The sequence below is a fragment of the Pacificimonas flava genome (genome assembly GCF_000342165.1).
GTDB classification, from domain to species: Bacteria; Pseudomonadota; Alphaproteobacteria; order Sphingomonadales; family Sphingomonadaceae; genus Pacificimonas; species Pacificimonas flava.
This window is the reverse complement of sequence record NZ_AMRV01000006.1, coordinates 103,470-130,162: the sequence shown is the minus strand read 5'-3', so window position 1 is coordinate 130,162 and position 26,693 is coordinate 103,470. Positions and strand designations below refer to the sequence as shown.

Sequence of the window (26,693 nt, the reverse complement as noted above, 5' to 3'; positions counted from 1 at the left end):
TCGCGAAACCACCTTCGACATTCGTGAATTGGCTCGTTAGAGCGAGCACAGATTGGCGGAAAACGAAGGTATTCTATGGCAGCGAAGAAGGCAGCGACGCCTGACAAGAAAGAGAGTGCGGAGGCGCCACGCGTCCGCGTGACCGAAGCGCGCGACGGTATCGAGCAGGTGCCGATGCCGGATCGCTACGAGGCTTCCAAGGACGAGCTGACCGACTTTTATCGGCAGATGCTGACCATTCGCCGGTTCGAGGAAAAGGCCGGGCAGCTTTATGGCATGGGCCTTATTGGCGGCTTCTGCCATCTGTATATCGGGCAGGAAGCCGTCGTGACCGGCATTCAGTCCGCCATGAGCAAGGCGGACAGCGTCATCGGCGGCTACCGCGTGCATGGCCATATGCTCGCGTGCGGCATCCCGGCAAAGGCCGTGATGTCCGAATTGACCGGACGCGCCGCCGGTATCTCGAAGGGCAAGGGCGGCTCGATGCATATGTTCTCGACCGAGCATAAGTTCTACGGCGGCCATGGCATCGTTGGCGCGCCGGTGCCGCTCGGTGCAGGACTCGCTTTTGCACATAAATATCAGGAAGATGGCGGCGTTGCCGTGTGCTACTTCGGCGACGGCGCGGCGAATCAGGGCCAGGTTTACGAAGCCTTCAACATGGCAGAGCTCTGGAAGCTGCCCGTCCTCTTCATCATCGAAAACAATCAGTACGCCATGGGCACGAGCGTCAACCGCGCCAGCGCCGAGGATCAGCTCTATCGTCGCGGCGAAAGCTTCCGCATCGAGGGGCTGCAGGTGAACGGCATGGACGTCTGCGATGTGCGCGGCGCTGCCGATGTTGCGCTGAAATGGGTGCGCGAGGGGAACGGTCCCGTGCTGATGGAGCTGATGACCTATCGCTATCGCGGCCACTCCATGTCCGACCCGGCGAAATACCGCAGCCGTGAGGAGGTACAGGACGTACGCACGAAGCGGGATCCGATCGAAGCAGCGAAGCAGCAGCTTCTCGAGATGGGTGTCAGTGAAGACGACCTGAAGGCGATTGAGAAGGACATCCGTGCCGAGGTGAACGAGGCCGCGGATTTTGCCGAACAGACGCCCGAGCCCGAGCTCGACGAACTCTACACCGACGTTCTGGTGGGGAACTACTAAATGCCGATTGAAATCAAACTGCCTGCCATGTCGCCGACCATGGAGGAGGGGACGCTGGCGAAATGGCTTGTGTCCGAAGGCGATGAGGTCAATCCCGGCGATCTTCTCGCCGAGATCGAGACCGACAAGGCGACGATGGAGCTGGAAGCCGACGAGGGCGGCACGGTCGCGAAGCTGCTGGTCGATGCGGGAAGCGAGAACATCCCTGTCGGCACGCTGATCGCCATGATCGCGCGTGAAGACGAGGATGCCTCCGACATCTCCGTGCCTGACGATGGCGAGGCCAGTGCCGAGCCGGCCGACGACAAGACGGAACAGGCGGCCGAAACCCCGGACGATTCGGCGCAGAAGCCGAAAAAGGGCGAGGAGCCGGCCAGCCTTTCGGTCGAGCCGGAAGTGCCGGAGGGCACGCCCATGAAACGCCAGACGGTGCGAGAGGCGCTGCGCGACGCCATGGCGGAGGAAATGCGCGGCGACGAGAAGATTTTCGTCATGGGCGAGGAGGTCGCTGAATATCAGGGCGCGTACAAGGTGACGCAGGGCCTGCTGAAAGAATTCGGCGACAAGCGCGTCATCGACACGCCGATCACCGAATATGGCTTTGCCGGCGTCGCCACGGGCGCGGCCATGGGCGGGTTGAAGCCGGTCTGCGAGTTCATGACGTTCAACTTCGCCATGCAGGCGATCGATCACATCATCAATTCCGCGGCGAAGACGCTCTACATGTCCGGCGGCCAGATGCGCTGCCCCATCGTGTTCCGCGGCCCGAACGGCGCTGCCGCCCGTGTGGGCGCGCAGCACAGCCAGAATTACGGACCCTGGTATGCCAGCGTTCCCGGCCTGATCGTCATCGCGCCGTACGACGCGGCCAGCGCCAAGGGGCTGCTGCGCGCGGCCATCCAGTCGCCCGACCCGGTCGTCTTCCTGGAGAACGAGCTGCTATACGGTCACAGTTTCGACGTGCCCGATACGGACGATTGGGTGCTGCCCATCGGCAAGGCCAAGATCGCGCGCGAGGGCAGCGATGTGACGCTGGTCAGCTATTCCATCGGTGTGGGCGTGGCGCTCGACGCGGCGGAAAAGCTGGCGGAAGACGGCATCGATGCGGAGGTTATCGACCTGCGCACGCTGCGTCCGCTCGACCGCGAGACGGTTCTGCGCTCCCTGAAGAAGACGAACCGTCTGGTCGTCGTCGAGGAGGGCTGGCCGACCTGCTCCATCGCCTCTGAAATTCAGGGCATCTGCATGGAGGACGGCTTCGACGATCTCGATGCGCCGGTGCTGCGCGTCACGAACGTCGACGTGCCGCTGCCCTATGCGGAAAACCTCGAAAAGGCTGCGCTTGTGAAGGTGGACGACGTCGTCACCGCCGCGCGCCGTGTCTGCTACAAGGACTGACCCCATGGCCACCGAACTCACCATGCCCGCCCTGTCGCCGACGATGGAGGTCGGCACGCTCGCCAAATGGCTTGTGAAGGAGGGCGACACCGTCGAGCCCGGCGATCTGATCGCGGAAATCGAGACCGACAAGGCGACGATGGAATTCGAAGCCGTGGATCCTGGCACCATCGCCAAGATCCTGGTGCAGGAAGGCACGGAAGAGGTCGCCGTCGGCACGCCCATCGCCATGCTGGCCGAAGAGGGCGAGGATATTTCAAGCGTCGAGGCGCCGGCGAAGTCCGACAAGACAGAGGAGCCGAAGGGCGAGGCCCGGGAGGAAGACGAGCCGACGAAGGATGAGGAGAAGGCGCCGCCGCCGAAGGCCGCGTCCGCTCCGAAGGAAACGGACAAGGGATATGGCCGCGATTCGGCGCCCGCATCGCGCGGCGGCGGCGACTTGCCGCCGGCTGGACCTGCTCCGACTGCGGACGGAGAACGGCTGAACGTGACCCCGCTGGCACGGCGCATTGCTGATGCCCGGGGCATCGATTTGTCGAGCGTGAAAGGCTCTGGTCCGAAGGGTCGGATCGTCAAGGCAGACGTCGAGAATGCTAAGGCGGGCGAGGCGAAGGCTGCGGAGGCGGGGAAAGCCGCACCGGCGGAGAAGGCTGCCGGCAAGGGCGCTGCGCCTGCCGCCCCGGCTCCGGCCTATACGGAGGCCGCCGCTGACGCGCCGCATGAGACCGAAAAACTGTCGAACGTGCGCAAGGTCACGGCGCGCCGCCTGACCGAATCGAAGCAGACGGTTCCGCATTTCTACCTGACGGTGGACTGCAATCTCGACGCGCTGCTGAAGCTGCGGTCGCAGCTGAATGCCGGGCTGCAGGACAAGGGCGTGAAGCTGTCGGTGAACGATCTGATCGTGAAGGCACTGGCTGTCGCGCTTGACGAGGTGCCGAACGCAAACGTGCAGTTCGCCGGCGATAATCTGGTGAAATACAGCCGCGTCGACGTGTCCGTCGCCGTCGCGCTGGAGGGCGGGCTGATCACGCCGATCATCCGCAATGCCGCCGAGAAGCGCCTGTCGACCATCGCGGAGGAGATGAAGGACCTCGCGTCCCGCGCCCGCGACGGAAAGCTGAAGCCGGAGGAATTCCAGGGCGGCACGGCCAGCCTGTCGAACCTGGGCATGTATGGCATCAAGCAGTTTGAGGCGGTCATCAATCCGCCGCAGGGCATGATCATGGCCATCGGCGCTGGTGAAAAGCGTCCATATGTCGTCGATGACGCCTTGCAGATCGCCACGGTCATGAGCGCCACGGGCAGCTTCGACCACCGCGCCATCGACGGCGCGACGGGCGCCGAACTGATGGCGGCGTTCAAGCGGCTGGTCGAGAACCCGATGGGCATGCTGGCGTGACCGGCCATCCGAAGGAGGATCTGCCGCCGGAAAGAGAGCCGGTCATTCGCGTCACGGCGATGCCGGCTGACGCCAATCCCTATGGCGATATCTTCGGCGGCTGGCTGATGAGCCAGATGGACCTCGCCGCGGGTGCCGTTGCGGCGCGCCACGCAAATGGCCGCGCCGTGACGGTGGCTGCCGACAAGATGGCGTTCCATCGGCCTGTATTCGTCGGAGACGAAGTGTCGGTCTATGCCGAACTGGTCGCCGTTGGCCGGACGTCCATGCAGGTGGAGGTGCAGGCCTGGCGCCGTGCGCGCCACAGTGACGAACGCAACAAGGTAACCCAGGCGCGCTTCAGTTTCGTTGCCGTTGCCGAAGACCGCCGTTCACGGCCGGTGCCGCCGCTCCCCGGCCTGCGCGAAGCCGCTGAATAGCGCCCTCGCGAGAGAGATAAGGAAGACCCAAATGTCCGACAACAGTTATGACCTGATTGTCCTCGGTTCCGGTCCGGGCGGTTATGTTGCCGCGATCCGGGCAGCGCAACTGGGCCTGAAAGCGGCAATCGTCGAGCGCGAGAAGCTGGGCGGCATCTGCCTGAATTGGGGCTGTATTCCCACCAAGGCGCTGCTACGCACCTCCGAAATCAAGCATTACATGGACCATGCCGGCGATTACGGGCTGTCGGCAAAGGACGTGTCGGCCGATCTTGGCGCGGTGGTCAAGCGGTCGCGTCAGGTCGCGGGGCAGCTGAATTCCGGCGTCAAGCACCTAATGAAGAAGAACAAGGTCGACGTTGTAGAGGGCACAGGCAAGCTGGCCGGCAAGGGCAGGCTGTCGGTCAAAACCGCAGACGGCAAGTCGCGCGACCTGACGGCAAAGCACATTATCATTGCGACCGGCGCGCGCGCGCGGGAACTGCCGCACCTGAAGGCCGACGGTGAGCGCATCTGGACCTACCGTCATGCGATGACGCCGGAGGAGATGCCGAAGAAACTGCTGGTCATCGGCTCCGGCGCGATCGGCGTCGAGTTCGCTAGCTTTTACGCCGACATGGGCGCAGAGGTCACCATCGTGGAGATGCTCGACCGCATCGTGCCGGTGGAGGATGCCGACATTTCCGCCCATATGAAAAAGCGTCTGGAAAAGGATGGCATGACCATCATGACCGAGGCGTCGGTCGAGAAGGTCGACGTGTCCGACAAGGGCGTGAAGGCGACTATCAAGGCCAAGGACGGCAAGGCCAGCCAGCATGATTTTAGCCATGTCATTCTCGCCATCGGCATTGCGCCGAACAGCGAGGAGATTGGCCTGGAGGACGCCGGCGTCAAAACCGAAAAGGGGCATATCCAGACCGACGCCTATGGCAAGACGGGCGCTGACGGCATCTGGGCCATCGGCGACGTTTGCGGCCCGCCCTGGCTGGCGCACAAGGCGAGCCACGAGGGCGTCGTCGCTGCGGAGGCGATCGCCGAGGCGCTCGGTAAAGGTTCGGGCCACGCGCCGCATCCCATGGCTTATGACAATATTCCGGGGTGCACCTATGCACGCCCGCAGATCGCGTCCATCGGCATGACCGAGGCGGCGGCCAAGAAGGCCGGGCGCAAGCTGAAGGTGGGCAAGTTCCCCTTCGTCGGCAATGGCAAGGCCATCGCGCTGGGTGAAGCCGACGGCATGGTGAAGACCATATTCGATGCCGAGACGGGCGAACTGCTTGGCGCGCATATGATCGGCGCCGAGGTGACGGAACTGATCCAGGGCTTTGTCGTCGCGCGTCAGCTCGAAACGACGGAGGAACAGTTGATGCAGACGGTCTTCGCCCATCCGACATTGTCGGAGATGATGCACGAAAGCGTTCTCGACGCCTATGGCCGTGCGATTCATTACTGACGACTGAGGCAAGCGGGGCGCCTTGGCGGCGCTCCGTTCGGGCGGCGGCGAAGGCCTGCAGCAGTGCGGGGTATTCGCTCTTATCTGGAAAATTTTGAAACTGATGCGGGGCGCCGACGACGGCCCAGGGTAGCGCTTCGCTGAGCGAGCTTTCGATGAACGGAGCGAACCAGCTCGGCTAGTCCAGTGCGCCTCCGCGCACGTTTAAAAACCAGCGTCCGACTGGAAAACCGTATGGGTCCAGCCCTTGCACCAGTCGCAGTGCTGATGCTGCGATTTCTCCGCGTGCATGCCGCCGAGAACCGTGCTTCCAGCAATAAGTTCGTCACCATTTTTCGGCGCGCACACGGTGCTGGAATAGGCACCGCCTGTCATGTGCCGGCAACCGGAGCAGTGGCAAATTCCGGTAAAAAGGGGCGCAGCGGAAATGCGAAACCGAACGGCCGCAGCGGCATCCGCCCTCTATGGGAAGCGAAGGGGGCTTCATACGCACTCCTCCCGATGATTTCGACATCAGCTCTCCGGATACTGCCGCTCGCGCACCGAAAAGGGAACAGCCGCGACGGCTTCACCGTTCTGCACCCACCTGAACGGAGACCTCTGATGCGATCCCTCATTCTCGCGGCACTACTTCTCGGCACGGCGGCTTGCAGCGAGCAGGCGGCGGCGCCGCCCGAACCCAGCGCGGAGGAAACGATCGCCAAGGCGGAGCAGCAGGCCGAGCGACGCGAGGAAGCCGTGCAGAATTCAGAGGGGCTCTCGGACGCGCAGGAGTTCATCGACGAGATCGCCGTGGATGGAACCGTGGAAATCGGCATGGCCAAGATCGCCGCCGAACAGGCCAGCCGCGATGAGGTGAAGGCCTTTGCCGAGCAGGCGATCACGTTCAACCAGAGCCTGCTTCAGGACCTCAGCGCGGCGGCGGGCGCCGCTGGCGCGTTGCAGGTCAATACGGTGCTGAGCGACCAGGATGAACGCAATTTTGCCCAGCTTCGCGGTGCGCGCAGCATCGACGACATGTACCTGGAGCGCACGCGCGAACGCTATGAAGACATGGCCGAGGACCTGTCCGAATATGCAGCCGAGGGAGAGGTTGCAGCCCTCAAAGAGTGGGCGGCCAAGGCGGTGCCGATGCTACAGGATCATCGCGACGAACTTGCCGCGCTGTAGGTGTGATGGCGGGCGGCGCGTGCCATGCGCGCCGCGCCGCCTCAGGCAGGTTCGAACCGATCGTCCTCGCCGAGCAGATAGAGCTGTCCGTGCGCAACCGCGAAATGCCCGCCGTGCAGCGTCAACCGGCCGTCCTCCAGCCGTTCCTTGACGAAAGGGAACGTCTCCAGGTTTTTCAGGCTGGTCCGCACCCCTTCATATTCCAGGGCGAGGAGGGCGTCCTTGCTGACATCGGAGCCCTTTTCAGAGACGACTTTCGCCCGCGCCTCGTCGAGAAGTGCGATCCAGCTTGCGATGAAAAAGCCCTCGCCGGGGTCGTTGCCGTGAAAATCCCGCGTGAGCGCGGCCTGACAACCGCCGCAGCCGCCATGGCCCAGAACGAAGATGTCGCTGACCTCAAGCTGCGTGACGGCGAATTCGAGGGCGGAGGACACGCCATGGAGGCCGCCTGACGGATCGAAGGGCGGCACCAGATTGGCGACATTGCGGACCGAGAAGATCTCTCCCGGCCCCGCATCGAAAATGAGGGAGGGAGAGACCCTGCTGTCGGAACAACCGATGACCATCGTGCCGGGGGACTGGCCCGAGGCCAGCTCGTCGTAGCGCGCCTTCTGCGCCGGGTAACCGGTTTCGCGAAAGCGGCGATAGCCCTCTAGGAGCGTCTGGAAATCTGCCATGCCGGATGGGCTACCGCAGTTGTTTCTCGCGCGCCAGCCGCTATCTGGGCAGGGTATGAACGAAATGACCCCCATCCGCGCCCGCAAGCCCGATTGGCTGCGTGTCAAGGCCCCCACCTCGGTCGGTTTTGCCGAGACTCGCAAGCTGATGCGCCGGCTGAACCTCAATACGGTCTGCGAAGAGGCCGCGTGTCCCAATATCGGCGAGTGCTGGACGCAGAAACACGCGACGGTCATGATTCTGGGCGACACCTGCACCCGCGCCTGCGCTTTCTGCAACGTAAAGACGGGCATGCCGCGTCCGGTCGACCCGCTGGAGCCGGAGCACGTCGCCGTTGCCGCCGGAGAGCTGGGCCTGGAGCATATCGTCATCACCTCCGTCGACCGGGACGACCTGCCGGATGGCGGCGCCCAGCAGTTCGTGAAGGTGATCGAGGCGCTGCGCAAGAATGCGCCTCAGACGACCATCGAAATCCTCACCCCGGATTTCCGCAACAAGGCGGACCATGCGATGGAGGCGATCGTCGAGGCGCGGCCCGATGTCTTCAATCACAATCTGGAAACCGTTCCGCGGCTTTATCCGACGATCCGCCCTGGCGCGCGCTACTACCATTCGCTGCGCTTGCTGGAGCGCGTGAAGCAGCGCGACCCTTCCATCTTCACCAAGTCCGGCATGATGATGGGGCTGGGCGAAGGCCGGCTCGAGGTGCATCAGGTCATGGACGACATGCGCTCTGCGGGCATCGATTTCTTGACGCTTGGGCAGTATCTCCAGCCGACGCCGCGCCATGCGAAGGTCGTCGACTTCGTGACGCCCAAGCAGTTCGCCAGCTATGGCGACATTGCCCGTGCGAAGGGATTTCTGTTGGTGTCCTCGACACCCCTAACGCGGTCTAGCTATCACGCCGGCGAGGATTTCGCCCGCCTTCGTGCGGCTCGGGAGAAGCAGCTCGCCCGCTGACGGTGGCCAAGCGGATCTTCTCGACGTCCCGGCCCGGGCCGCGATCGTAGCTGTTCCACGGCACATGGGATTGCGGCTTTTCCTCACGCACCGCCGCGACGACGGCCTCAAGGCCGTCCATGACCAGCGCGCGCTCGAATTCGATGCCGATTTTGTCGCCGTCCATCCAGCGGACGGTGCCGGTCAGGCGTTGCCGATCGGACAGTTCCAGAACCACCCGCTCGGCCGGTGCGAACTCGACCTTGACCTGAACGAGCGCTCCGCCCGAGGAGATGTCGCGCAGGATGGCGCTATGCTCGGTTCCTCGCACATGGACGCGGGCGGCACGCAACAGCTTCGACCGCTTCGCTCTTTCCTGGACTTCGCGAATATGGGTCATGGGCATCGGCCTACGCGTTGAACATCGAGGGCGGTTGGTACTGCCGAAACATTTAAGCGCGCGTTACCGGCATGCGCGCCTATCCCGCCCCTTGCAAGGCCGACCGCGATCACCCACCTTTCGGGATCACCGGGAATCCCCATTCATCGCTTATTAGATTTGTGGCGGTAGAAGGCGGGCTCTCGGCGGTGCGGGGTTTTCGAGTTTCAATGATTGCCCCAACGGGAAAGGCGTATAGACTGCCCGGCTGTCTGGGCAGGGCGGCGAACAGGCCGCCGGCGGAAAGGATTTTATGACGAAGCTAACGGGTGGCACCGGCGGATCGGGTTCCGGCGAAGGCGGTAGCGACGGCGATTCGAAGAATACACTGTACTGCTCCTTCTGCGGCAAGTCGCAGCACGAGGTGCGCAAGCTGATTGCCGGGCCGACGGTTTTCATCTGCGACGAGTGTGTGGAGCTGTGCAACGACATCATCCGCGAGGAGACGAAGACCAGCCTCGTCAAGGACAAGACGGGCGTTCCGACGCCGCGCCAGATCTGCGACACGCTGGACGACTATGTCATCGGTCAGGATTTCGCCAAGCGTGTCCTGTCGGTCGCGGTTCACAACCATTACAAGCGGCTGGCGCACGGCGCCAAGGGCGCGGATATCGAACTCGCCAAGTCCAACATCCTGCTGATCGGTCCAACGGGCTGCGGCAAAACGCTGCTGGCGCAAACGCTCGCCAAGACGTTCGATGTGCCCTTCACCATGGCCGACGCAACGACGCTGACCGAGGCGGGCTATGTCGGCGAGGATGTCGAGAACATCATCCTGAAGCTGCTGCAGGCGTCGGACTATAATGTCGAACGCGCGCAGCGCGGCATCGTCTATATCGACGAGATCGACAAGGTCAGCCGCAAGGCGGACAATCCCTCGATCACGCGCGATGTGTCTGGCGAGGGCGTGCAGCAGGCCCTTCTGAAGATCATGGAGGGCACGACGGCCTCCGTTCCGCCGCAGGGCGGCCGCAAGCACCCGCAACAGGAATTCCTGCAGGTCGACACGACGAACATCCTGTTCATTTGTGGCGGCGCCTTTGCGGGCCTGGATCGGATCATCGCCGACCGGTTGCAGGGCAAGTCCATCGGGTTTGGCGCGCACGTCGCCGCGCCTGACGAGCGCCGCGTTGGGCGTATCCTGCGGGAGATCGAGCCGGAAGATCTGCTGAAATACGGGTTGATCCCCGAATTTGTCGGCCGACTGCCGGTTCTGGCGACGCTGGAGGATCTGGACGAGGATGCGCTGATCACCATCCTGACGGAGCCGAAGAACGCACTCGTCAAACAGTATCAGAAACTGTTCGACATCGAGGACGTGCAACTGACCTTCTCGCAGGATGCCTTGCGTGCGGTCGCCAGGCGCGCCATCGCGCGCAAGACCGGCGCGCGCGGCCTTCGCTCGATCATGGAGGGCATCCTGCTCGACACCATGTTCGACCTGCCCTCACTGACGGACGTGGATGAGATCCATATCGACAAGGACGTGGTCGAAGGTCGCAAGGACCCGGTCCGTGTCTTTGCCAAGAAGAAGAAAGCGGCTGCGGACGACGCGGCCTGATTTTGTCCCTCGAAGCGCCGTGTTCGCGGCGCTTCGAGGGTATGCCGTTGGCGGCGCGACAGGCGCAGCCGACCCCGCGGACCGGGCGTCCCGCGACAACCCGCACTCTCGCCGCCATGTTGCGGCGCAGCGCCGCCGACCCCATATTCCCCGTGAAAGCCTGTTCCAGGAAATCGGCGCGTGGCCGAGCCTTCGCGCGATAGTGAGAAAGTCCTTATGACCGTTCAGACCCTTCCTGTACTCCCTTTGCGCGATATCGTGGTGTTTCCGCAGATGATCGTGCCGTTGTTCGTCGGCCGGGAAAAATCCGTGGCCGCTCTCGAAGCGGTAATGGAAAACGACAAGAATGTTCTTCTGGTGTCGCAAAAAGATGCCGGCGTCGAAGACCCCGAGCAGGCGGACCTGTATGAGGTCGGAGCTGTCGCGACCGTCCTGCAGCTGTTGAAGCTGCCCGATGGCACCGTGAAGGTTCTGGTCGAGGGGCAGGATCGTGCGCGGGTTCGTGAGCTCGATACGTCCGGTGACTATTTCGAGGCGTCTTTTGAGGTGCTGGAGGATAAGAACTCAGACGAGACCGAGCTTGCCGCTCTGCAGAAGTCGGCCACGGATCAGTTCGAGAATTATGTTCGCCTGAACAAGAAGATCGCGCCGGAAGTCGTCGTCCAGGTGCAGCAGATGGAGGACGCGGCGCGCGTGGCCGATGCCATCGCCGCGAACCTTTCGGTGAAGATCGCCGAACGCCAGGCTCTGCTCTCCGAGCCGAGTCCCGCCAAACGGCTCGAAATGGTCCTCGGCATGATGGAGGGCGAGATGGGCGTCCTGCAGGTCGAGAAGAAGATCAAGGGCCGCGTGAAGCGTCAGATGGAGAAGACGCAGCGCGAATACTATCTCAACGAGCAAATGAAGGCGATCCAGCGCGAGCTTGGTGATGGCGGCGAGGATGGCGACGAGATTGCCGAGCTGGAAGAGAAGATTCAGAAGACGCGCCTGAGCGCTGAGGCGCTCGAGAAGGCGACGTCGGAGCTGAAGAAGCTGAAGGCGATGGCGCCCCAGTCCGCTGAGGCGACGGTCGTGCGCAATTATCTCGATACTCTTCTGGGCTTGCCGTGGAGCAAGAAGAGCCGTGTTGCGAAGGATTTGAAAGCGGCACAGGACGTACTCGATTCCGATCATTACGGCCTGGAGAAGGTCAAGGAACGCATCGTCGAATATCTGGCGGTCCAGAGCCGCGCGAAGAAGATCAAGGGGCCGATTCTCTGCCTCGTTGGTCCTCCGGGCGTCGGCAAGACTTCGCTTGGTCGTTCGATCGCCAAGGCGACGGGCCGCAAGTTCATTCGCCAGTCGCTGGGCGGCGTGCGCGATGAAGCCGAAATTCGTGGCCACCGGCGCACCTATATCGGCTCCATGCCCGGCAAGGTTCTGCAGAACATGAAGAAGGCGGGCACCTCGAACCCGCTGTTCCTGCTGGACGAGATCGACAAGCTGGGACAGGATTTCCGCGGCGATCCCTCCTCCGCCCTACTGGAGGTTCTGGATCCGGAGCAGAATTCCAAGTTCAACGACCATTATCTCGAAGTCGATTACGACCTGTCGAACGTCATGTTCGTGACGACGGCGAACTCGCTGAACATGCCGCAGCCCCTCCTCGACCGCATGGAGATCATCCGGCTGTCCGGCTACACCGAGGATGAGAAGGTCGAGATTGCGAAATCGCACCTCCTTCCAAAACAGGTCGAGGAGCACGGCCTGAAGGCCGAGGAGTTCTCGCTGTCCGAGGACGCCATCCGCGATCTGATTCGCTATTATACGCGGGAGGCCGGGGTTCGGACGCTGGAACGGGAAATCGCGCGGCTCGCACGCAAGTCCCTGCGCAAGATCATCGAGCAGGCGGAAACGTCGGTCAGCATTACACCGGACAATCTGCATGAGTTCGCTGGCGTACGGAAATTCCGCTACGGTGTCTCGGAGGAAGAGGACCAGATCGGCGCCGCGACGGGACTGGCCTGGACCGAGGTGGGCGGCGAGCTTCTGACGCTGGAGGCGGTGACCGTGCCCGGCAAGGGCAATATCCGCACCACCGGCAAGCTCGGCGACGTGATGAAGGAGTCGATTCAGGCCGCGCTCAGCTTCATCAAGGCGCGCTCGCCGGAATACGGTATCAAGCCCGACATTTTTGCGCGTCGCGACATCCACGTGCACGTTCCGGAGGGAGCGACGCCGAAGGACGGTCCGTCGGCCGGTATCGGTATGGTGACGGCGATCATCTCGACCCTCACCGATGTGCCGGTGCGCAAGGATGTGGCGATGACAGGCGAGGTGACGCTGCGTGGCCGCGTCCTGCCGATCGGCGGTCTCAAGGAAAAGCTGCTCGCGGCTCTGCGCGGCGGCATCAAGACAGTGCTGATTCCGGCGGAGAATGAGAAGGATCTTGCCGAGATTCCCGACAACATCACCGGTGGTCTCGAGATTCATCCGGTCAGCCATGTCGACGAGGTTCTGCGTCTGGCGTTGACGAAGGAACTGGAACCGATCGACTGGTCGGAACCCGATGTCGTCGCGACCGAACCCGACCCGCACGCCATGGGAAATGACGAGCCCCGCGCCCCTATCATGTAGATATGGGCCGGGAATCCCTTTGACTCTCCAGTCGCGCGGTTATTTAGTGCACTCTCGGCGGACGGCCGCGAGACACCAAAAAGGGGAGTATTGATGAACAAGCAGGAACTTATCGCTTCTGTCGCAGACACTGCGGACATCAGCCGAGGCGATGCGAGCAAGGCTGTCGAAGCGGTGTTTACCACCATCGAAGGAGCGCTGAAGAAGGGGGACGAGGTTCGCCTCGTTGGCTTTGGCACGTTTTCGACTGCAGAGCGGAAGGCTTCGACGGGTCGCAATCCGCGCACAGGCGAACCGATGGAAATCAAGGCTTCCAACCAGCCGAAGTTCAAGGCCGGCAAGGGCCTGAAGGACGCGGTCAACTAGCGCGACCCGAACGATCTGGCGGGGAAGGGGCATATCCGGGGAGGGATGGGCTCTTTCTCCCAATTCCAGTCTGGACGGCGCCCGGTGCGGGTTCTATAGCACCGGCCTTCGGAGCCGCAGCGGATTATGCTTGCGGAACCGGGCGCGTAGCTCAGCGGTAGAGCACTGCCTTCACACGGCAGGGGTCGCTGGTTCGAACCCAGCCGCGCCCACCATGCGCACGGGGCTTAGGTCGAATGACCGGCCGGATTAGCGGTCTTCCTTCTCGCCGAGGCAGGAGAGGAGCCCGAAAAGATCTGCTGCCGTTTGCGACCGGAACGGTTGTATCGGGGATGTACGATGCGCTGCCTCTATCTTCATATCGGCCAACCCAAGACAGCAAGTACATTCCTGCAGAACGACGTTTTTCCGCGTTTGTCGGGATTGGATGTCGCGTTGCTGCCCCGGGTTTCGAATTATCGAAATCATGATGCGCGGCGCAGCGGAGACGGACGATTGGCCGAGCAGATTACCGCGCGCTCGCCGATTCTGTGGACCAAGCACAAAGCGGAGCTCGAGCCGGCGCTTCTTGGCACCGGTTCTTCCCGATCTCGCCTCGTCAGCGATGAGATGTTCTTCGGCAATTTCCGGGGCGCCGCAGAGGTGCTGCCGCATCTGCGCGCAATTGTGGAGATGGCGCGATCGCGATTCGATGCGGTTCGCATCCTCTGTCTTATCCGGCGGCAGAGTACGCGGCTTATGTCCGGCTACGTACAGAGAAGCGATGCCAAGTTGAAGGCCGGACAAGCGGATTTCGAAGCGTTCGCCCGCTCGATGTGCGACCCTCATGACGAGCGCTATCGCCGGGGTATGGCTTGGGAGTATGGCGATCTTGCCGCCGGCCTTCTGGACATTGTCGGACCGGCTGGGCTCTTCATGCGTCCCTACGAAGAATTGCGGCACGATCCGCGCCCATTTCTCGAAGGACTGATGTCCTTTTTGGGGCAGGAGCCTTGCAGTGCAGATGTGCTGATCGAAACGCTTCTCCACGAGGGGCGCCAAGCGAACGTTCGGCGGCTGGAGCAGGATCTTTGGCAGGCGCGGCGTTTCAATCGGCTTTCGGAGGGGATCTCGCGCCTCGACCTTTTGCGGGAGCCGCTGGCATATCTGAGACGGAAATACACCGCGCCGTCGCAGATCCGCTTGCGACCAGAAATTTCCGAAATGATCCTCCGATCTTATGAGGAGACGAACCGCCGCGCGGCGCGCCTCCTCAATATCGATCTCGCACGGTACGGGTATGTCCCGACCGGCGAGCCCGAAGCGCCTTAGCGCTTCACCGTCATCGTCTTGATCTTGCCGGGCTCGGCGGGCGGCTCGCCTTTCGGAAGCGCATCGACATGTTCCATGCCCTCCGTGACCTGGCCCCAGACGGTATATTGGCCGTCAAGAAATTCGGCATCCTCGAAGCAGATGAAGAACTGGCTGTTTGCCGAGTTCGGATCCTGCGTACGCGCCATCGAACAGGTGCCGCGGACATGCGGTTCGGAGTTGAATTCGGCCTTCAGGTCCGGTTTGTCGCTGCCGTGCATGCCCGTGCCGGTCGGATCCCCGCCCTGCGCCATAAAGCCCGGGATCACGCGGTGAAAAACGACGCCGTCGTAGAAGCCCGATTCAGCAAGTTCGGCAATCCGTTCTACGTGATTGGGGGCAAGGTCCGGCCGCAGGCGGATGTAAACGTCGCCATCGTCAAGCGACATGATGAGGGTTTTGGCTTCAGCCATGAAAACGGTTCCTTTTCGGTTTGATTGGATTGCCCCCGCCCTAGCGGCACCGTCGAGGCTCGCCAACCGCGAGTGCTTCCTGCATTCTATGCGAGCACCTGCGACGTTCGCGGCTTGAAAAACGCTGCAATGCGCGGCAGAAGCGCGGCCATTCCCGGCATCGGGCGGTTAGCTCAGTTGGTAGAGCATCTCGTTTACACCGAGAGGGTCGGCGGTTCGAGCCCGTCACCGCCCACCAGAACCGGCGAGCGGCATGATCTCCGCGCAACCGGCTGCCTCCTTCGTGCGTAGGGTTCTCGAACGAACTGACGAGGAGGGCTCTTTGCGATGGCCGATATTTTCGACCTCTTGAAGCAGGATCACGACAAACACCGCGATCTGCTGCGGAAACTTACCGATACCCAGGGCGACAGCGATGAGCGTAAAGCCCTCTTCAAGGCGTTTGCGGAGGATGCGGTCGCCCACGCGAAGGCGGAAGAACAGTCGCTATATGCCGCCATGCTGAACGATCCCGATCTTTCGGACGAGGGGAGCCATTCCACCGCAGAGCATAAGGAAATCGAGGATTACATCGAGGAGTTGCAGGATACGGACATGTCCTCACCCGGCTGGATCGCGACGTTCAAGAAGTTGAACCACCGCTATCATCATCATATCGACGAAGAGGAAGAAGAAACCTTCGCCGCTGCGAAAGAGAAATTTTCCGAGCAGAAGCGAGAAGAACTCGGCGAGAAATTCTCGAAGCGCAAACCAGCCGAGAAAAAAGAACAGGAGGATGCGGCCTGATCCTGTTCGTCGGTGTGCCGGTCCTATTCGACGGGCACCCCGGGCTGCTGTTTCGACGTTCGAATCGTCAGGGACGTCTTCACATGTTCTACGTTCGGCGCCGATGTTAGCGCCCCAGTCAAGAACTGCTGAAAGCTGCGAAGATCGCGGGCGACGATTTTCAGGATGAAGTCGATTTCCCCATTCAGCATATGGCACTCGCGAACCGGTGCCAGATCCGCGACATAGTCTTCGAACGCCCTCAGATCCGATTCTGCCTGGCTCTTCAGGCTGACCATGGCGAAGACGGTGATCGAATAGCCGAGCGCCTCCGCATCGATGTCGGCGTGATAACCATTGATCACGCCGCTTTCCTCCAGGCCGCGGACCCGCCGCAGACAAGGGGGCGCTGTCAGCCCGACATGTGCTGCCAGTTCGACATTCGTCATGCGGCCATCGTCCTGCAGACGGCGCAGAATCTCGCGATCAATGTCATCCAAGAAGCGGGGATTGTTTCCCATCATGTCTCCAAACTGAAACGGGCGAAAACGGTCGGAAGTCGCCAGTAGCAGAAAATTACGCGTCAGAGCAATTGCGGAGAGGGGAAAATCTGTAGTCTGGCCGAAGGGTTAAAGATTTTCTCACGCAAACGATATAGCAATCCCGTATGTATCGCGACCAACGCCTTTCGACGATCTTGAACTGGACGGCCGCTATGCCGTCATCGGGAAAAGCTGACGATTCGTTGGTGGCGGTTAGGCGCGTTGGGCAGATCGCAGTCTCGCTCCTGGAAATGCGACTGGCGCACAACCGTTTCGCAGCGCTTCGCACGCTCGTGCGACTCTGCCGAACGCTCGACGACTCTCAGCGGCACCGATTTGTTGCCTTGGCGAAACGCTATGGTATGGATGCTGTTGGCAGACGTTTGGCGGCGGGGAGGGGGCGTGACCGAACGGATTACACCGGCTATGCCGCCACGGCGGGCGATCTCCCTCTGCCGCAAGAGGATATTTCCAATCCTTCGTTCACACCAGCCTCCATGCCATCGCAGCTTTTCTCTTCCGATGCCGATGCCCAGCGCCTCGCGCTGGAAGCTCCTGTAATGAACGAAAGGATAAGGCGACCGCAGTCCGGCACGATTTCGGATTCGGCAATGCCAGCGATGCGGGAAGGCGCAGAACGGCTCGCGGTGCTCATAGATCGGATCGACAAGGTTCGCCGGCAACTGAGCCCTGTGGATGAAGGGGAGCCGGCGTCCGAGCTGGCTTGGAAAACGAACGCGCGCGGGATCTTTACGCAGACACCGCAGCTCATCGCGGCGGACCGCTTCGATAGGCTAACGCTCCTTGCGTTCGCTGAAACCGACCGTGTTCTTGCGAAGATCGCGGCTCATCAGCCCTTGAGCGGCGAACGATTTCGCGTGGACGGCGAAGTGCTGACCCTGTCCGGCACACCGGTTTTCGCGCAACGAACAGGCGCATTCCTGGGATATGTCGGGCGGATTTCCGTCGAGCGCCAGTTCGATATGCTGGGCTTGCAACCGGAGCATGTGGCAGAGGCGGCACATGAAATCCTGACGCCGCTGAACGCGATCCTCGGCTATGCGCAAATGATCGAGCGGGAGGTGCTGGGGCCTGCACCTGCCCCCTTGCGCAGCGATGCGAAAGCGATCATCCGCGATGCCGGGCAGCTGCTTTCCATCGTCGATGCGCTTGGCGACGCGGCCGCGTTACAGCGGGGAGCCACTTCGGAAACCGGAGGCGAGCTTGTTCCCGCATCCAGCCTGATCGAATCGCTGAAGTCGGACTATGCGGACGATATCGCCTCGCGAGGGTTGCTCGCCGATTTTCGTACGGGCGGAATATCCAACTTCCGCGCGGACGGTGATGCGTTGCTGCGTGCGCTACGCCGCCTGACATCTGTCATGGTGTCCCTGCTTCGGCCGGGCGAAAGTCTGAGCGTGGTTGAGGAGCCGGCGGGAATACGCATTGCGATGCCGCCGTCGCTGACAGGGCGCAGTGCAGCCTCCCTGATCGGCGGTCCCATAGTCTCGCACGGGCAGGGAAGCACGCCGCAGCTGGGGCTCTCCTTCGCTCTCAAGCTCGTCCGGCAGCTTCTGGACCGGAGCGGCGGAGAACTCTGCATCGAGCCTGGCAGCTTTCTGCTGAGGGTTTCTGCGCGCACCGAGGGCGATTGCCGCGAGGCCTCGTAAAATCCGCTGACTTTCCCTACATCGCTGGGTGATACACGAATGCGAGCAGGAAAGCGGGATTCATGGCGAAGAGCGAAACGGTACGAGTTGCGATCATCGGATCCGGACCGGCGGGATACACAGCGGCCGTCTACGCCAGCCGCGCCGCGCTCGATCCGGTTCTCGTGCGCGGCCTGCAGCCTGGCGGTCAGCTGACCATAACCACCGACGTTGAAAACTGGCCTGGCGAAACCTCCATCATGGGGCCCGACTTGATGGAAAAAATGGAGGCGCAGGCGCGCGCGCTTGGCACGGATATTCGGGACGATATCGTGACCAAAGTGGATTTCTCGAGCCGCCCCTATGTTTTGTCGCTTGAATCGGGTGGTGAGTTGATCGCGGACACGGTCATCATCTCGACGGGCGCGCAAGCGCGCTGGCTCGGCATCGACAGCGAAACGAAATTCCGCGGCTTTGGCGTGTCAGCCTGCGCGACTTGCGACGGCTTTTTCTACCGGGGCAAAACGGTGGCGGTGGTCGGCGGCGGCAATACGGCTGTCGAGGAGGCGCTGTTCCTCACCAATTTCGCAAGCAAGGTCTATTTGATTCATCGCCGGGATGAACTGCGCGCGGACAAGGTCAACCAAGGTCGGTTGATGGCGAACGAGAAGGTGGAATGCGTTTGGAATGCGACGGTGGGCGAGGTTCTGGGTGAGGAGGATCCGCTCGGCGTGACGGGCGTGAAGCTATCGGGCACCAATGGAGCACCGGACCGGGAGTTGCAGATCGATGGACTGTTCATCGCAATCGGTCACGATCCCGCGACCCAGCTTTTTGCGGGGCAGCTGGAGATGGACGCGGACGGCTATATCCTGTGTAAACCCGATTCGACCGCGACCAGCCGGCCTGGGGTTTACGCCGCCGGAGATGTGAAGGACCATGTCTACCGCCAGGCCGTTACGGCCGCCGGTATGGGATGCATGGCCGCGCTGGAGGCAGAGCGCTTCCTGGCCGCTCAGGACGTGGCCGGGGAGGAACGGATCGCGGCCGAATAGTTTCGGAACATCCCGCGCCGGTTCGGACGCGGAAGCACCAGGCGCCAAGGGGAGGAACCGTGAGCGCATTCGATTGGGACCGGTTGCGCCTGTTTCACGCAACGGCCGAAGCAGGAAGTTTTACCGAGGCGGCGCGCCGCCTTGGGACGAGCCAGCCCGCCTTGTCGCGGCAGATTGCCAGTCTTGAAGATGCACTGGGGGCGAAGCTGTTTCATCGCCATGCGCGCGGCCTCGCCCTGACGCATGAGGGCGAACAGCTCGAGGCGGCGGCGGCGGAAACCTGGGACCGGATCGAGCGTACCCGCCAGTCGATTGAGCAGTCGCTCGGCCGGCCCACGGGCGAAATCCGGATAACCACGACCGTCAGTTTCGGTTCGACCTGGCTTGCGCGCGCGCTTCCGGACTTCATGGCGCAGTATCCCGACATTGGCGTCAACTTGCTGCTGAGCGACGAGGATCTGGATCTTGCGCGCCGGGAGGCGGAAGTCGCGATTCGGTTTGCCGCGCCCGCGCAGCAGGGCCTGATTTCCAAGCGGCTGGAAGCGGTCCGCTACCGGCTCTGCGCCGCACCCGCCTATCTCGAGCGGGAGGGCATGCCGGAAAGCGCCGCCGACCTGTCGCGCCACCGGTTGGTTGCTTTCGGCGAACCCGCGCCCGGACCTATCCAGGGCGTGAATTGGATATTGGAGGTTGGCAATACCGGCGCACCGCGCGTTCCCTGCCTGACGGTCAACAGTATCTACGGGCTTGCGCAGGCGGTCGAGAACGGCGCGGGAATTGCGGCGCTGCCAAGCTATTTGATTCGCGCTGCGCAGGGGCGGCTGCAGACCATTCTTCCGAATGAACTCGGTCCGGTCTCGCGCATGTATTTCGTCTATCCCGAGGAACTGCGCGGATCCATCCGGGTTAATGTGCTGCGCGACTTTCTGGAAGCGCGCATGAAGAGCGATCCCTTGGACCTCGAGGCGCATGAAGTGCCGGTCGATAGAGGGATCGGCCGAGTGGCCGCGTCGGGCCGCTGAACGCCGCCCTCGCAGCCATGCCCCGCACGCATGGCTGCCCCCGAGAATTGATCCCTGCACAAAAATGTCGCGAGGGCGCAAATAGAGTTCACCAGCGCGGGGCACCGCCCCAGCGCAGACTTCGAAATCCGCTCCTCCTCCCCGCGGATATTCGATGATCGGGCTCCCGGCTTATTTCCTCCCTCCCTCCCCAAGCCGGGAGCCCCCCTCATCTCCCGACGACATGAAAGCGGTGCGAAATCGCCGTGCGGCTCTTCCGGTGCGCACGCCCATCGCCTAGAAGATGGGAATGTTTTCGCCCCAAGCCGAACATTATGTCCGGCTGCCCGAGGATTTCGGTCAGCGCTTCCTGGTCTTCGTGGATACCGAGGAAGAGTTCGACTGGAGCCAGCCGCGCCGCCGTGATTCCACCAGCGTGCGCACGGTCGGCGCGCTTCCCCGCGTTCACGAGTTGATGCGCAGCTACGGCGCGGAGCCGGCTTACATGATCGACTATCCTGTGGCGACGGACGCTGCGGCGGTCGACGTGCTGGGCGGCTTCAAGGCGGCTGGCGGCACGACCATCGGTGCACAGCTGCACCCGTGGGTCAATCCTCCCTTCATCGAGCGCGTCGATGCGCGGAACAGCTTTGTCGGTAATCTGCCGCGAGAGTTGGAACGTGCGAAGATCGCATCGCTGACCGAAGCGATCGCCTCCGGTTTTGGCGAGGCACCGATCGTCTACCGCGCCGGGCGCTACGGGGTCGGGCCGAATACGGAGGCGCTGCTCGACGAACTCGGTTACAAACTCGATGCGTCGGTGCGGCCCTATTTCGATTATTCGGAGGAGGGCGGGCCGGATTTTCGACGCATCGATCCACGCCCGTATTGGACCGGACCGGAGCGGCGTCTTCTGGAACTGCCGCTCAGCACCACGTTCACAGGCAGCTTGCGGCGTGCGGGGGAGGGGTTGTTTCGCGCCGCCAACCGCGTTCCGCATCTGAACGGGTTCCTGTCACGCGGCCGGCTTCTGAGCCGGATCGCCTTGACGCCGGAGGGCATTCCTGCCGCGGATGCCGTGCGCGCGGCGGACTTGCTGCTGAACGAAGGTGCGCCGCTGATTTCCATCTCCTTTCACTCGCCCTCGGTCGAACCCGGGCATACGCCCTATGTTCGCGACGCCGCCGATCTGAAGGCGTTCTATGCCTGGTTCGAGGCGGTTTTCGAACATCTTCTGGCAAGGGGCGCGGCGCCAATCGGTATCGACGCGTTCATCAGCGCCTGCGAAAGCGATCGGCCCGCCCGCCGCCTCGCGGCACGCGCTTGAAGGCTCAGCGCACGCGCACGCTTGAACGCCTCCCCGCCGACCCGTAGAGGAAGCGGCCCGGTGGGGCCTGTAGCTCAATGGTAGAGCTGGCCGCTCATAACGGCTTGGTTGGGGGTTCGAATCCCTCCGGGCCCACCAGCAAACATGATCGAGGGCGAGGACGAACGCGCATGCTGAACATCGCGAAGCGCGCTGTAGGGAGCGCACTGCAAGCCTCGGCCCGGATAGGGGCGGGCCCGCGCCGCAAACTGGCGATTTTCGTGCCGGCGAGCGCCGGCAGCCTGGGTGATCAGGCGCTTGTCGATTCGGCGGCGGCGCTGGCCGCGGAGATGGGATATCGGCCTCTGCTGGTTCGGCTGGGGGGCTGGGCGCCCATCGAGGTTCGCACGCCGTCCGATCATCTGGAACTGCGCAGCTACGGCCTCGCCGGGGCCCTCGCGATGCGGCGTATCGTGCGCGAAAGCGAACATGCGGTCATCATCGGCGCGGACACGGTGGACGGCGTCTACGGCCACGCGAAGGTCGAATATTGGGGAGAGGTCATGGGCCGGCTGGCGAAGGCCGGCCTCGGCACGCGCTTTGCCGGTTTCAGCGTTTCCGAAACCCCGCATGCCCAGCTGCTGAAGCAGGTGGCGGCGCTGACCGATACCGGTTTCTATCTTCGCGATGCGGTGTCGCTTGAGAGGTTCGAACGCGCAACGGGGCGCAGCGGCGTCCTGACGGCGGATTTCGCGTTCGGGCTGAGGCCGGAGATTACGTCCCCGGCCGGCCGTGCCGGTTCGAAATGGCTGGAGGCCGAACGTGGGCGCGGGCAGTCCGTCATGGGGTTCAACATCAGTTCGCATGTGGCTGAAAGCGCTGGAGATACGCTGCTTCCGGCCCTGTCGACGGACCTCGGCGGATGGCTGCTGGACCACCCCGATTATTCCTGTCTGCTGATTCCGCATGATGTTCGCGGCGAAGGGCAGGGGGATATCGGTTTGCTGGCAAGCCTGATGGCCTCGCTGCCGGACGAGGCGGCGGCGCGCTGTCATCTGCTCGGATCCTCTCTGGCGGCATGGGATGTGAAGGCCCTGTGCGCCGACCTCGATTTCCTGTTCACGGGCCGCATGCATGTCGCCATCGCCGCGCTGGGCGGCGGCACGCCCTCTGCGGCGGCGGCCTATCAGGGGAAGTTCGAAGGCCTTTACCAGCATTTCGGGCTGGATGCGCAGCCCTTGTGCCTGTCCCCGGCCCGCATGTCGGAAAAGGGCGCTCTCCGACCGGTGCTTGATATGCTGGCGGCAGAGGCGCCGGAACTGCGCAACCGTGTCACCACCGCATTGCCGCAGATCAGGGTGCTGACATCGCGAAACCTGGCCTTCGTGCCCCGCCAATAATTTTGGCCGATGCCTCAGCCGGCGGCCGGCGGCGGAAACCAGCTGGTGTCGATCGATCGGTACCGGTTGATGAAGTGCGCCCGCTCGACCAGTTCTTCTTCCCGAAGGACGGTGATCTCTGAACCATGTCTGCGGATAAAGCCTTCATCGGCAAGTTCCTTCAGGCAGCGGTGAACATGCACGTTCGTCAATCCGACCGCGTCGCCGATATCGCCTTGCGTCATCATCAGATTGACCGTCGGCGGCATATCCGGGCTGGTCGTCCTGAGGCGCGAGAGCACATCCATGATCAGCGCCGCGATCCGCGACTTTCCATCCGTCCGTCCAATGGACTTCAGCCGGTCCTGCAAGGCCACATTCTCAAGAGCCGCGAGCGCGTAGAAGAGGGTGGCAAGGCGGGGGTGATTCTCGAAAACTTCGGCAAGGCGCGAGCGCGGAAACTTGCACAGCCCCGTCGGAACGGAGGTCACGGTCGTCGTCGCGGAGCGTTCGAAGGCGATGCTGTTCACACCGATGATGTCGCCGGGATAATAGATCCGCAGGATCGCGCGGCTGCCATCGGCAAGAGCGGTGGAACTGTGCAGGCGGCCCTCATCCACGAGATAGAGATTACCGGCAGGACTTTCCTGCTCCTCGTAGATCACGCTTCCGGCGGCAAACGCCTTCGGGGGCTCTTCCAAGGTTCGCAGGGCGCTCTTCTCGCTTTCCGTAAGCTCGATATAATGCTTCAACTTGGCCAGAAAGCAGCTTTCCGCCATGAATGATCCTTTCCCAATCTCTCATGTTGTCCGCCCATAAGGGGCAGTCAGCACGGATCCGTCCTCGAAAATGAAACGCGCTCACTTATCGGCGGTTCAGATATTGCGGATTATGGAGGCGCCCCGTCCCTTTCCGAAGGGACAGGCTATTCGCTTGTGTTCGAGACTGTTTTATAGAAGCATGACAGCGTGACTCCCGAACCGACAAACCGCCGCAGATTCTTCTCACTCGGCGAAGGAGACCCCGACGCCGTTTCGGAGACCTTCGCGAACAGCGGTGAGGCGGACCGGCGCGCGCGCCGTCGCAGGCTTCTTTTCAGGATCGCGGCAGGGGTCGGCCTGATGCTGCTTATCCTTTTCGCGCTTCTCGCGTGGACGGCTCCACTCGGGAAATCGCTGGAACCGCTTGAGGATCCCGCCATCGTGCTGGAATCCGACGACGGCACCGCCATTGCACGGCGGGGCCAGTATAAGGCAGCTCCTGTGGAGGTGGGCGAGCTACCCGCCTATGTGCCGCAAGCCTTCGTCGCCATAGAAGATCAGCGCTTCTACAATCATTGGGGCCTCGACCCGATCGGTATTGGCCGCGCCCTGTTCACCAATATGGAAGAGGGCGGGGTCGTTCAGGGGGGCAGCACGATCACGCAGCAGCTTGCGAAGACCAGCTTCCTATCGTCCGAGCGATCCCTATGGCGCAAGGCACAGGAAGCCCTGATCGCGCTGTGGATGGAGGCGTGGCTGACGAAGGACGAAATTCTCGGCCGCTACCTGTCCAGCGTCTATTTCGGGGAGGGGGCCTGGGGTCTGCGGGCCGCCTCGCAAACCTATTTTTCAAAGCAGCCGCAAGATCTCACGCTTGGGGAGGCTGCGATGCTGGCCGGATTGATGAAAGCCCCGTCTCGTCTTGCGCCCACCAAGAATTATGATGCTGCGCGTCAGCGTGGACGCCTGGTCCTCGCGGCCATGAAGGAGCAGGGGCTGATTTCCGAGGCGGAGTGGAACGCGGCCCGCCCGGCACGCGTCGATCCGGGTCGCGACGACCTTCCCGTCGGGTCATATTTCGCGGACTGGGTCTCGCCGGTCGCCAAATCCATCGTGCAGGCTGGCTATGGCGAAAACCGGGTTCGAACGACGCTCAATATCGACATGCAGCGGGCGGCGCAGCGGATCCTGAAGCAGCGCCTTGCCTCCTCGTCGGCAACGCAGGGCGCGCTTATCGCCATGCGTCCGGACGGGCGCGTCCTCGCGATGGTCGGCGGCGTCGATTATGAGGACAGCGCGTTCAATCGTGCCGTGCAGGCGCAGCGCCAGTCGGGCAGCGCGTTCAAGCTGTTCGTCTATCTGGCGGCACTAAGGCGCGGCATGGATCCCAATACCATGGTCGAGGACGCCCCCGTTACGCTCGGAGACTGGACACCGCAAAACTACGACGGCAGCTATGCCGGTCCGATCACGCTGGAGGAAGCCTTTGCCCGTTCGTCGAACGTCGCTGCGGCCCGGCTCGCTGACGAAGTCGGGGTTGACGAAGTTCAGCGCGCCGCGCGCGATCTCGGCGTCGAAAGCGAGTTGTCGGACGATCTTACGATCGCGCTCGGCAGTTCGACGACGAATCTGCTCGAACTGACGGCGGCCTATGCCGCGGTTGCTGCCGGACGCTACCCGATCAAGCCGTTCGGTATCGAGGTTCCCGATCGTGTAGAGGGTTGGAGCGAGCGCCTGGGCCGCGCCCTCTCTCGTCCGGCGAAGCGCAGGCTGGAGGAGCGCGACGATCTCCTGCGCCTTCTCAGCGCGGTTACGGAGCGCGGCACCGGCCGCCGCACCGATCTGGCGCTGAATTCCTATGGCAAGACCGGCACGACCTCGGACTACCGGGATGCGCTTTTCATCGGCTTCGTGCCGAACCTGATCGTCGGGGTCTGGGTGGGCAATGACGACAACAGTCCGATGAACGGCGTTACGGGTTCGAATGTGCCGGCCGACATCTGGAAGAGCTTCGTGCTGGAGGCGTCTCCTGAAGCAAGGGCGGCCGAGGAGCGTTACCGGAGGGCCCTCGCAGCGCGTGACGCACGGGAAGCCGAAATGGCGCGCCGCCGTGCGGAAGCCAGCGGTGCTGCGATCCTGGGGGATATCGAGGCGCTGATCCGCGGCGATGAGGGGGCGGGGCAGCGACTGCTCGACCGCGTCTTCCGCGGCGAAGCCGGTGCGGATGCGGTCGCGGACGAGATCGAACGGCGCAGCGAGGCGCTCGCCCGCGAATATGATCGCGGCGAAGACTATTACCGAGAGTTCGAAGAGGACTGGCGGCAGGCGCTGGAGGACTATGAGATGCAGGGCGGGACGCAGTAATTTCTGCCGTCTCCCCGGCTCGGGCAACCGTCGATGTCCGGTTTCTCAGTCCCAGCGCGCGGCCGCTGCGTCGTCGGCATCCCTTGCTTCCACCCAGCGCGACGTTCCGCTGGGGTCCTCCTCCTTCTTCCAAAAGGGTGCCCGCGTCTTCAGCCAGTCGATGAGGAATTCCGCAGCGCGAAACGCTTCCCCCCGATGCGCGGATGAGACGCCAACGAAGACGATCTCCTCGCCCGGAAGAAGGCGGCCGTATCGATGGATCACGTGGCATCCGAGAAGTGCGAACCGCTCGCTCGCCTGCGCGGCGATGGCGTCCATCTGCCGTTCCGTCATGCCTGCATAATGCTGCAATGTCAGTGAGGAGCCGGGCCGGCCGCGCACAATGCCGGTAAAGGTCACAAGCGCGCCCGCCTCGCCCCCCGTCTGCTTCAATCGCGCGCCTTCTGCTGCGCTGTCGAAGGGCTCTTGCTGAACCGCAACGCTGTGAACGGATGTCATGCGTGGCCGATCTG

At 62.8% G+C, this 26,693-nt stretch carries 24 protein-coding genes, 3 tRNA genes and 1 pseudogene; 21 read left to right on the top strand and 7 right to left on the bottom strand.

The genetic code is table 11. The annotated features are described in order from the left end of the window. Nucleotides 1-174 precede the first annotated feature (174 nt). From pdhA to lpdA, 5 genes are read left to right on the top strand one after another with little or no spacing between them, the layout of a single operon-like run. Complete coding sequence (gene pdhA, locus C725_RS09955) at nucleotides 175-1,155, top strand: pyruvate dehydrogenase (acetyl-transferring) E1 component subunit alpha (RefSeq protein WP_420804923.1); 981 nt, start codon at nucleotides 175-177, stop codon at nucleotides 1,153-1,155. Next, entirely contained in the window at nucleotides 1,156-2,553 is a 1,398-nt protein-coding gene (locus C725_RS09950; RefSeq protein WP_008602522.1) for a pyruvate dehydrogenase complex E1 component subunit beta, read from the top strand. A 4-nt stretch (nucleotides 2,554-2,557) separates the two neighbouring features. Next, nucleotides 2,558-3,955 carry a pyruvate dehydrogenase complex dihydrolipoamide acetyltransferase gene (locus tag C725_RS09945; protein WP_008602521.1) on the top strand — a complete coding sequence of 466 codons (1,398 nt, stop codon included), beginning with the start codon at nucleotides 2,558-2,560 and terminating at the stop codon, nucleotides 3,953-3,955. A gap of 59 nt (nucleotides 3,956-4,014) precedes the next feature. Beyond that, nucleotides 4,015-4,374 (top strand): acyl-CoA thioesterase, encoded by a 360-nt coding sequence (locus C725_RS09940; protein WP_051051333.1) that lies wholly within the window; start codon nucleotides 4,015-4,017, stop codon nucleotides 4,372-4,374. 31 nt (nucleotides 4,375-4,405) lie between these two features. After that, entirely contained in the window at nucleotides 4,406-5,827 is a 1,422-nt protein-coding gene (gene lpdA, locus C725_RS09935) for a dihydrolipoyl dehydrogenase (RefSeq protein WP_008602518.1), read from the top strand. A 204-nt stretch (nucleotides 5,828-6,031) separates the two neighbouring features. Here lpdA and C725_RS16985 read toward each other — a convergent pair. Next, nucleotides 6,032-6,259, bottom strand: a pseudogene (locus tag C725_RS16985) (GFA family protein); the annotation flags it as partial. A gap of 171 nt (nucleotides 6,260-6,430) precedes the next feature. Between C725_RS16985 and C725_RS15810 the strand changes: the two are divergent. Further along, nucleotides 6,431-6,997: a DUF4142 domain-containing protein gene (locus C725_RS15810; protein ID WP_008602516.1), complete on the top strand. Its 567-nt coding sequence runs from the start codon at nucleotides 6,431-6,433 to the stop codon at nucleotides 6,995-6,997. Between the two features lie 41 nt (nucleotides 6,998-7,038). Here C725_RS15810 and C725_RS09920 read toward each other — a convergent pair whose 3' ends face one another. Further along, nucleotides 7,039-7,674, bottom strand: a complete 636-nt coding sequence (locus tag C725_RS09920) for a carbonic anhydrase (RefSeq protein ID WP_008602515.1) — start codon at nucleotides 7,672-7,674, stop codon at nucleotides 7,039-7,041. 55 nt (nucleotides 7,675-7,729) lie between these two features. Here C725_RS09920 and lipA point away from each other — a divergent pair, with 55 nt between their 5' ends. Continuing rightward, entirely contained in the window at nucleotides 7,730-8,635 is a 906-nt protein-coding gene (gene lipA / locus C725_RS09915) for a lipoyl synthase (protein WP_008602514.1), read from the top strand. On the opposite strand, the gene C725_RS09910 is transcribed toward lipA, so the two are convergent. Next, complete coding sequence (locus C725_RS09910; protein WP_276324527.1) at nucleotides 8,568-9,014, bottom strand: PilZ domain-containing protein; 447 nt, start codon at nucleotides 9,012-9,014, stop codon at nucleotides 8,568-8,570. The genes lipA and C725_RS09910 overlap by 68 nt on opposite strands. A 292-nt stretch (nucleotides 9,015-9,306) precedes the next feature. On the opposite strand from C725_RS09910, the gene clpX reads away from it, so the two are divergent. From clpX to C725_RS09885, 5 genes are all read left to right on the top strand, one after another. Further along, nucleotides 9,307-10,614, top strand: a complete 1,308-nt coding sequence (clpX, locus tag C725_RS09905) for an ATP-dependent Clp protease ATP-binding subunit ClpX (protein ID WP_008602513.1) — start codon at nucleotides 9,307-9,309, stop codon at nucleotides 10,612-10,614. 216 nt (nucleotides 10,615-10,830) lie between these two features. Then, nucleotides 10,831-13,230: an endopeptidase La gene (gene lon / locus C725_RS09900; RefSeq protein WP_008602512.1), complete on the top strand. Its 2,400-nt coding sequence runs from the start codon at nucleotides 10,831-10,833 to the stop codon at nucleotides 13,228-13,230. 93 nt (nucleotides 13,231-13,323) lie between these two features. Beyond that, nucleotides 13,324-13,596 carry an HU family DNA-binding protein gene (locus C725_RS09895; protein WP_008602511.1) on the top strand — a complete coding sequence of 91 codons (273 nt, stop codon included), beginning with the start codon at nucleotides 13,324-13,326 and terminating at the stop codon, nucleotides 13,594-13,596. A gap of 140 nt (nucleotides 13,597-13,736) precedes the next feature. Continuing rightward, nucleotides 13,737-13,811 (top strand) — tRNA-Val (locus C725_RS09890). Between the two features lie 280 nt (nucleotides 13,812-14,091). Beyond that, nucleotides 14,092-14,907, top strand: a complete 816-nt coding sequence (locus C725_RS09885; RefSeq protein WP_149864631.1) for a sulfotransferase domain-containing protein — start codon at nucleotides 14,092-14,094, stop codon at nucleotides 14,905-14,907. On the opposite strand, the gene C725_RS09880 is transcribed toward C725_RS09885, so the two are convergent. After that, nucleotides 14,904-15,359 (bottom strand): peptidylprolyl isomerase, encoded by a 456-nt coding sequence (locus tag C725_RS09880; protein WP_008602509.1) that lies wholly within the window; start codon nucleotides 15,357-15,359, stop codon nucleotides 14,904-14,906. The genes C725_RS09885 and C725_RS09880 overlap by 4 nt on opposite strands. Before the next feature lie 162 nt (nucleotides 15,360-15,521). On the opposite strand from C725_RS09880, the gene C725_RS09875 reads away from it, so the two are divergent. Both C725_RS09875 and C725_RS09870 read left to right on the top strand, forming a co-directional pair. Next, nucleotides 15,522-15,597, top strand: a tRNA-Val gene (locus C725_RS09875). Nucleotides 15,598-15,686: 89 nt separating this feature from the next. Continuing rightward, nucleotides 15,687-16,145, top strand: a complete 459-nt coding sequence (locus tag C725_RS09870; RefSeq protein ID WP_008602508.1) for a hemerythrin domain-containing protein — start codon at nucleotides 15,687-15,689, stop codon at nucleotides 16,143-16,145. A gap of 23 nt (nucleotides 16,146-16,168) precedes the next feature. Here the strand turns inward: C725_RS09870 and C725_RS09865 are convergent, their stop codons facing one another. Then, nucleotides 16,169-16,645 (bottom strand): Lrp/AsnC family transcriptional regulator, encoded by a 477-nt coding sequence (locus tag C725_RS09865; RefSeq protein WP_008602507.1) that lies wholly within the window; start codon nucleotides 16,643-16,645, stop codon nucleotides 16,169-16,171. Nucleotides 16,646-17,163: 518 nt separating this feature from the next. On the opposite strand from C725_RS09865, the gene C725_RS09860 reads away from it, so the two are divergent. From C725_RS09860 to C725_RS09835, 6 genes are all read left to right on the top strand, one after another. Continuing rightward, nucleotides 17,164-18,336, top strand: coding sequence for a sensor histidine kinase (locus tag C725_RS09860; protein ID WP_038282776.1), 1,173 nt, complete (start codon nucleotides 17,164-17,166; stop codon nucleotides 18,334-18,336). A 62-nt stretch (nucleotides 18,337-18,398) separates the two neighbouring features. Next, a complete protein-coding gene (trxB, locus tag C725_RS09855; RefSeq protein ID WP_008602503.1) occupies nucleotides 18,399-19,370 on the top strand; it encodes a thioredoxin-disulfide reductase in 972 nt (323 codons plus the stop codon). A gap of 59 nt (nucleotides 19,371-19,429) precedes the next feature. Further along, nucleotides 19,430-20,392, top strand: coding sequence for a LysR family transcriptional regulator (locus C725_RS09850; RefSeq protein WP_008602502.1), 963 nt, complete (start codon nucleotides 19,430-19,432; stop codon nucleotides 20,390-20,392). A 289-nt stretch (nucleotides 20,393-20,681) separates the two neighbouring features. After that, nucleotides 20,682-21,698 carry a polysaccharide deacetylase family protein gene (locus C725_RS09845; protein WP_008602501.1) on the top strand — a complete coding sequence of 339 codons (1,017 nt, stop codon included), beginning with the start codon at nucleotides 20,682-20,684 and terminating at the stop codon, nucleotides 21,696-21,698. A gap of 63 nt (nucleotides 21,699-21,761) precedes the next feature. Next, nucleotides 21,762-21,836, top strand: a tRNA-Ile gene (locus tag C725_RS09840). A 32-nt stretch (nucleotides 21,837-21,868) separates the two neighbouring features. Continuing rightward, nucleotides 21,869-23,077: a polysaccharide pyruvyl transferase family protein gene (locus tag C725_RS09835; protein ID WP_008602500.1), complete on the top strand. Its 1,209-nt coding sequence runs from the start codon at nucleotides 21,869-21,871 to the stop codon at nucleotides 23,075-23,077. Nucleotides 23,078-23,091: 14 nt separating this feature from the next. Here the strand turns inward: C725_RS09835 and C725_RS09830 are convergent, their stop codons facing one another. Next, nucleotides 23,092-23,835 (bottom strand): Crp/Fnr family transcriptional regulator, encoded by a 744-nt coding sequence (locus C725_RS09830; protein ID WP_008602499.1) that lies wholly within the window; start codon nucleotides 23,833-23,835, stop codon nucleotides 23,092-23,094. 342 nt (nucleotides 23,836-24,177) lie between these two features. Here C725_RS09830 and C725_RS09825 point away from each other — a divergent pair, with 342 nt between their 5' ends. Then, a complete protein-coding gene (locus C725_RS09825) occupies nucleotides 24,178-26,181 on the top strand; it encodes a transglycosylase domain-containing protein (protein WP_149864630.1) in 2,004 nt (667 codons plus the stop codon). A gap of 45 nt (nucleotides 26,182-26,226) precedes the next feature. Here the strand turns inward: C725_RS09825 and C725_RS09820 are convergent, their stop codons facing one another. Next, on the bottom strand, nucleotides 26,227-26,679 hold the full coding sequence (locus tag C725_RS09820; protein ID WP_008602494.1) for a molybdenum cofactor biosynthesis protein MoaE: 453 nt from the start codon (nucleotides 26,677-26,679) through the stop codon (nucleotides 26,227-26,229). Nucleotides 26,680-26,693 lie beyond the last annotated feature (14 nt).

Bases quoted from the DNA above. Each gene is read 5' to 3' on its own strand.
- pdhA (WP_420804923.1), top strand. From the start codon at position 175: ATGCCGGATCGCTACGAGGCTTCCAAGGACGAGCTGACCGACTTTTAT.
- C725_RS09865 (WP_008602507.1), bottom strand. From the start codon at position 16,645: ATGGGAAACAATCCCCGCTTCTTGGATGACATTGATCGCGAGATTCTG.
- C725_RS09820 (WP_008602494.1), bottom strand. From the start codon at position 26,679: ATGACATCCGTTCACAGCGTTGCGGTTCAGCAAGAGCCCTTCGACAGC.
- C725_RS09825 (WP_149864630.1), top strand. From the start codon at position 24,178: ATGCTGCTTATCCTTTTCGCGCTTCTCGCGTGGACGGCTCCACTCGGG.
- C725_RS09945 (WP_008602521.1), top strand. From the start codon at position 2,558: ATGGCCACCGAACTCACCATGCCCGCCCTGTCGCCGACGATGGAGGTC.
- C725_RS09860 (WP_038282776.1), top strand. From the start codon at position 17,164: ATGCCATCGCAGCTTTTCTCTTCCGATGCCGATGCCCAGCGCCTCGCG.
- C725_RS09920 (WP_008602515.1), bottom strand. From the start codon at position 7,674: ATGGCAGATTTCCAGACGCTCCTAGAGGGCTATCGCCGCTTTCGCGAA.
- C725_RS15810 (WP_008602516.1), top strand. From the start codon at position 6,431: ATGCGATCCCTCATTCTCGCGGCACTACTTCTCGGCACGGCGGCTTGC.
- C725_RS09870 (WP_008602508.1), top strand. From the start codon at position 15,687: ATGGCCGATATTTTCGACCTCTTGAAGCAGGATCACGACAAACACCGC.
- clpX (WP_008602513.1), top strand. From the start codon at position 9,307: ATGACGAAGCTAACGGGTGGCACCGGCGGATCGGGTTCCGGCGAAGGC.
- C725_RS09845 (WP_008602501.1), top strand. From the start codon at position 20,682: ATGTTTTCGCCCCAAGCCGAACATTATGTCCGGCTGCCCGAGGATTTC.
- lpdA (WP_008602518.1), top strand. From the start codon at position 4,406: ATGTCCGACAACAGTTATGACCTGATTGTCCTCGGTTCCGGTCCGGGC.
- C725_RS09830 (WP_008602499.1), bottom strand. From the start codon at position 23,835: ATGGCGGAAAGCTGCTTTCTGGCCAAGTTGAAGCATTATATCGAGCTT.
- C725_RS09940 (WP_051051333.1), top strand. From the start codon at position 4,015: ATGCCGGCTGACGCCAATCCCTATGGCGATATCTTCGGCGGCTGGCTG.
- C725_RS09910 (WP_276324527.1), bottom strand. From the start codon at position 9,014: ATGACCCATATTCGCGAAGTCCAGGAAAGAGCGAAGCGGTCGAAGCTG.
- C725_RS09895 (WP_008602511.1), top strand. From the start codon at position 13,324: ATGAACAAGCAGGAACTTATCGCTTCTGTCGCAGACACTGCGGACATC.
- lipA (WP_008602514.1), top strand. From the start codon at position 7,730: ATGAACGAAATGACCCCCATCCGCGCCCGCAAGCCCGATTGGCTGCGT.
- trxB (WP_008602503.1), top strand. From the start codon at position 18,399: ATGGCGAAGAGCGAAACGGTACGAGTTGCGATCATCGGATCCGGACCG.
- C725_RS09880 (WP_008602509.1), bottom strand. From the start codon at position 15,359: ATGGCTGAAGCCAAAACCCTCATCATGTCGCTTGACGATGGCGACGTT.
- C725_RS09950 (WP_008602522.1), top strand. From the start codon at position 1,156: ATGCCGATTGAAATCAAACTGCCTGCCATGTCGCCGACCATGGAGGAG.
- C725_RS09835 (WP_008602500.1), top strand. From the start codon at position 21,869: ATGCTGAACATCGCGAAGCGCGCTGTAGGGAGCGCACTGCAAGCCTCG.
- lon (WP_008602512.1), top strand. From the start codon at position 10,831: ATGACCGTTCAGACCCTTCCTGTACTCCCTTTGCGCGATATCGTGGTG.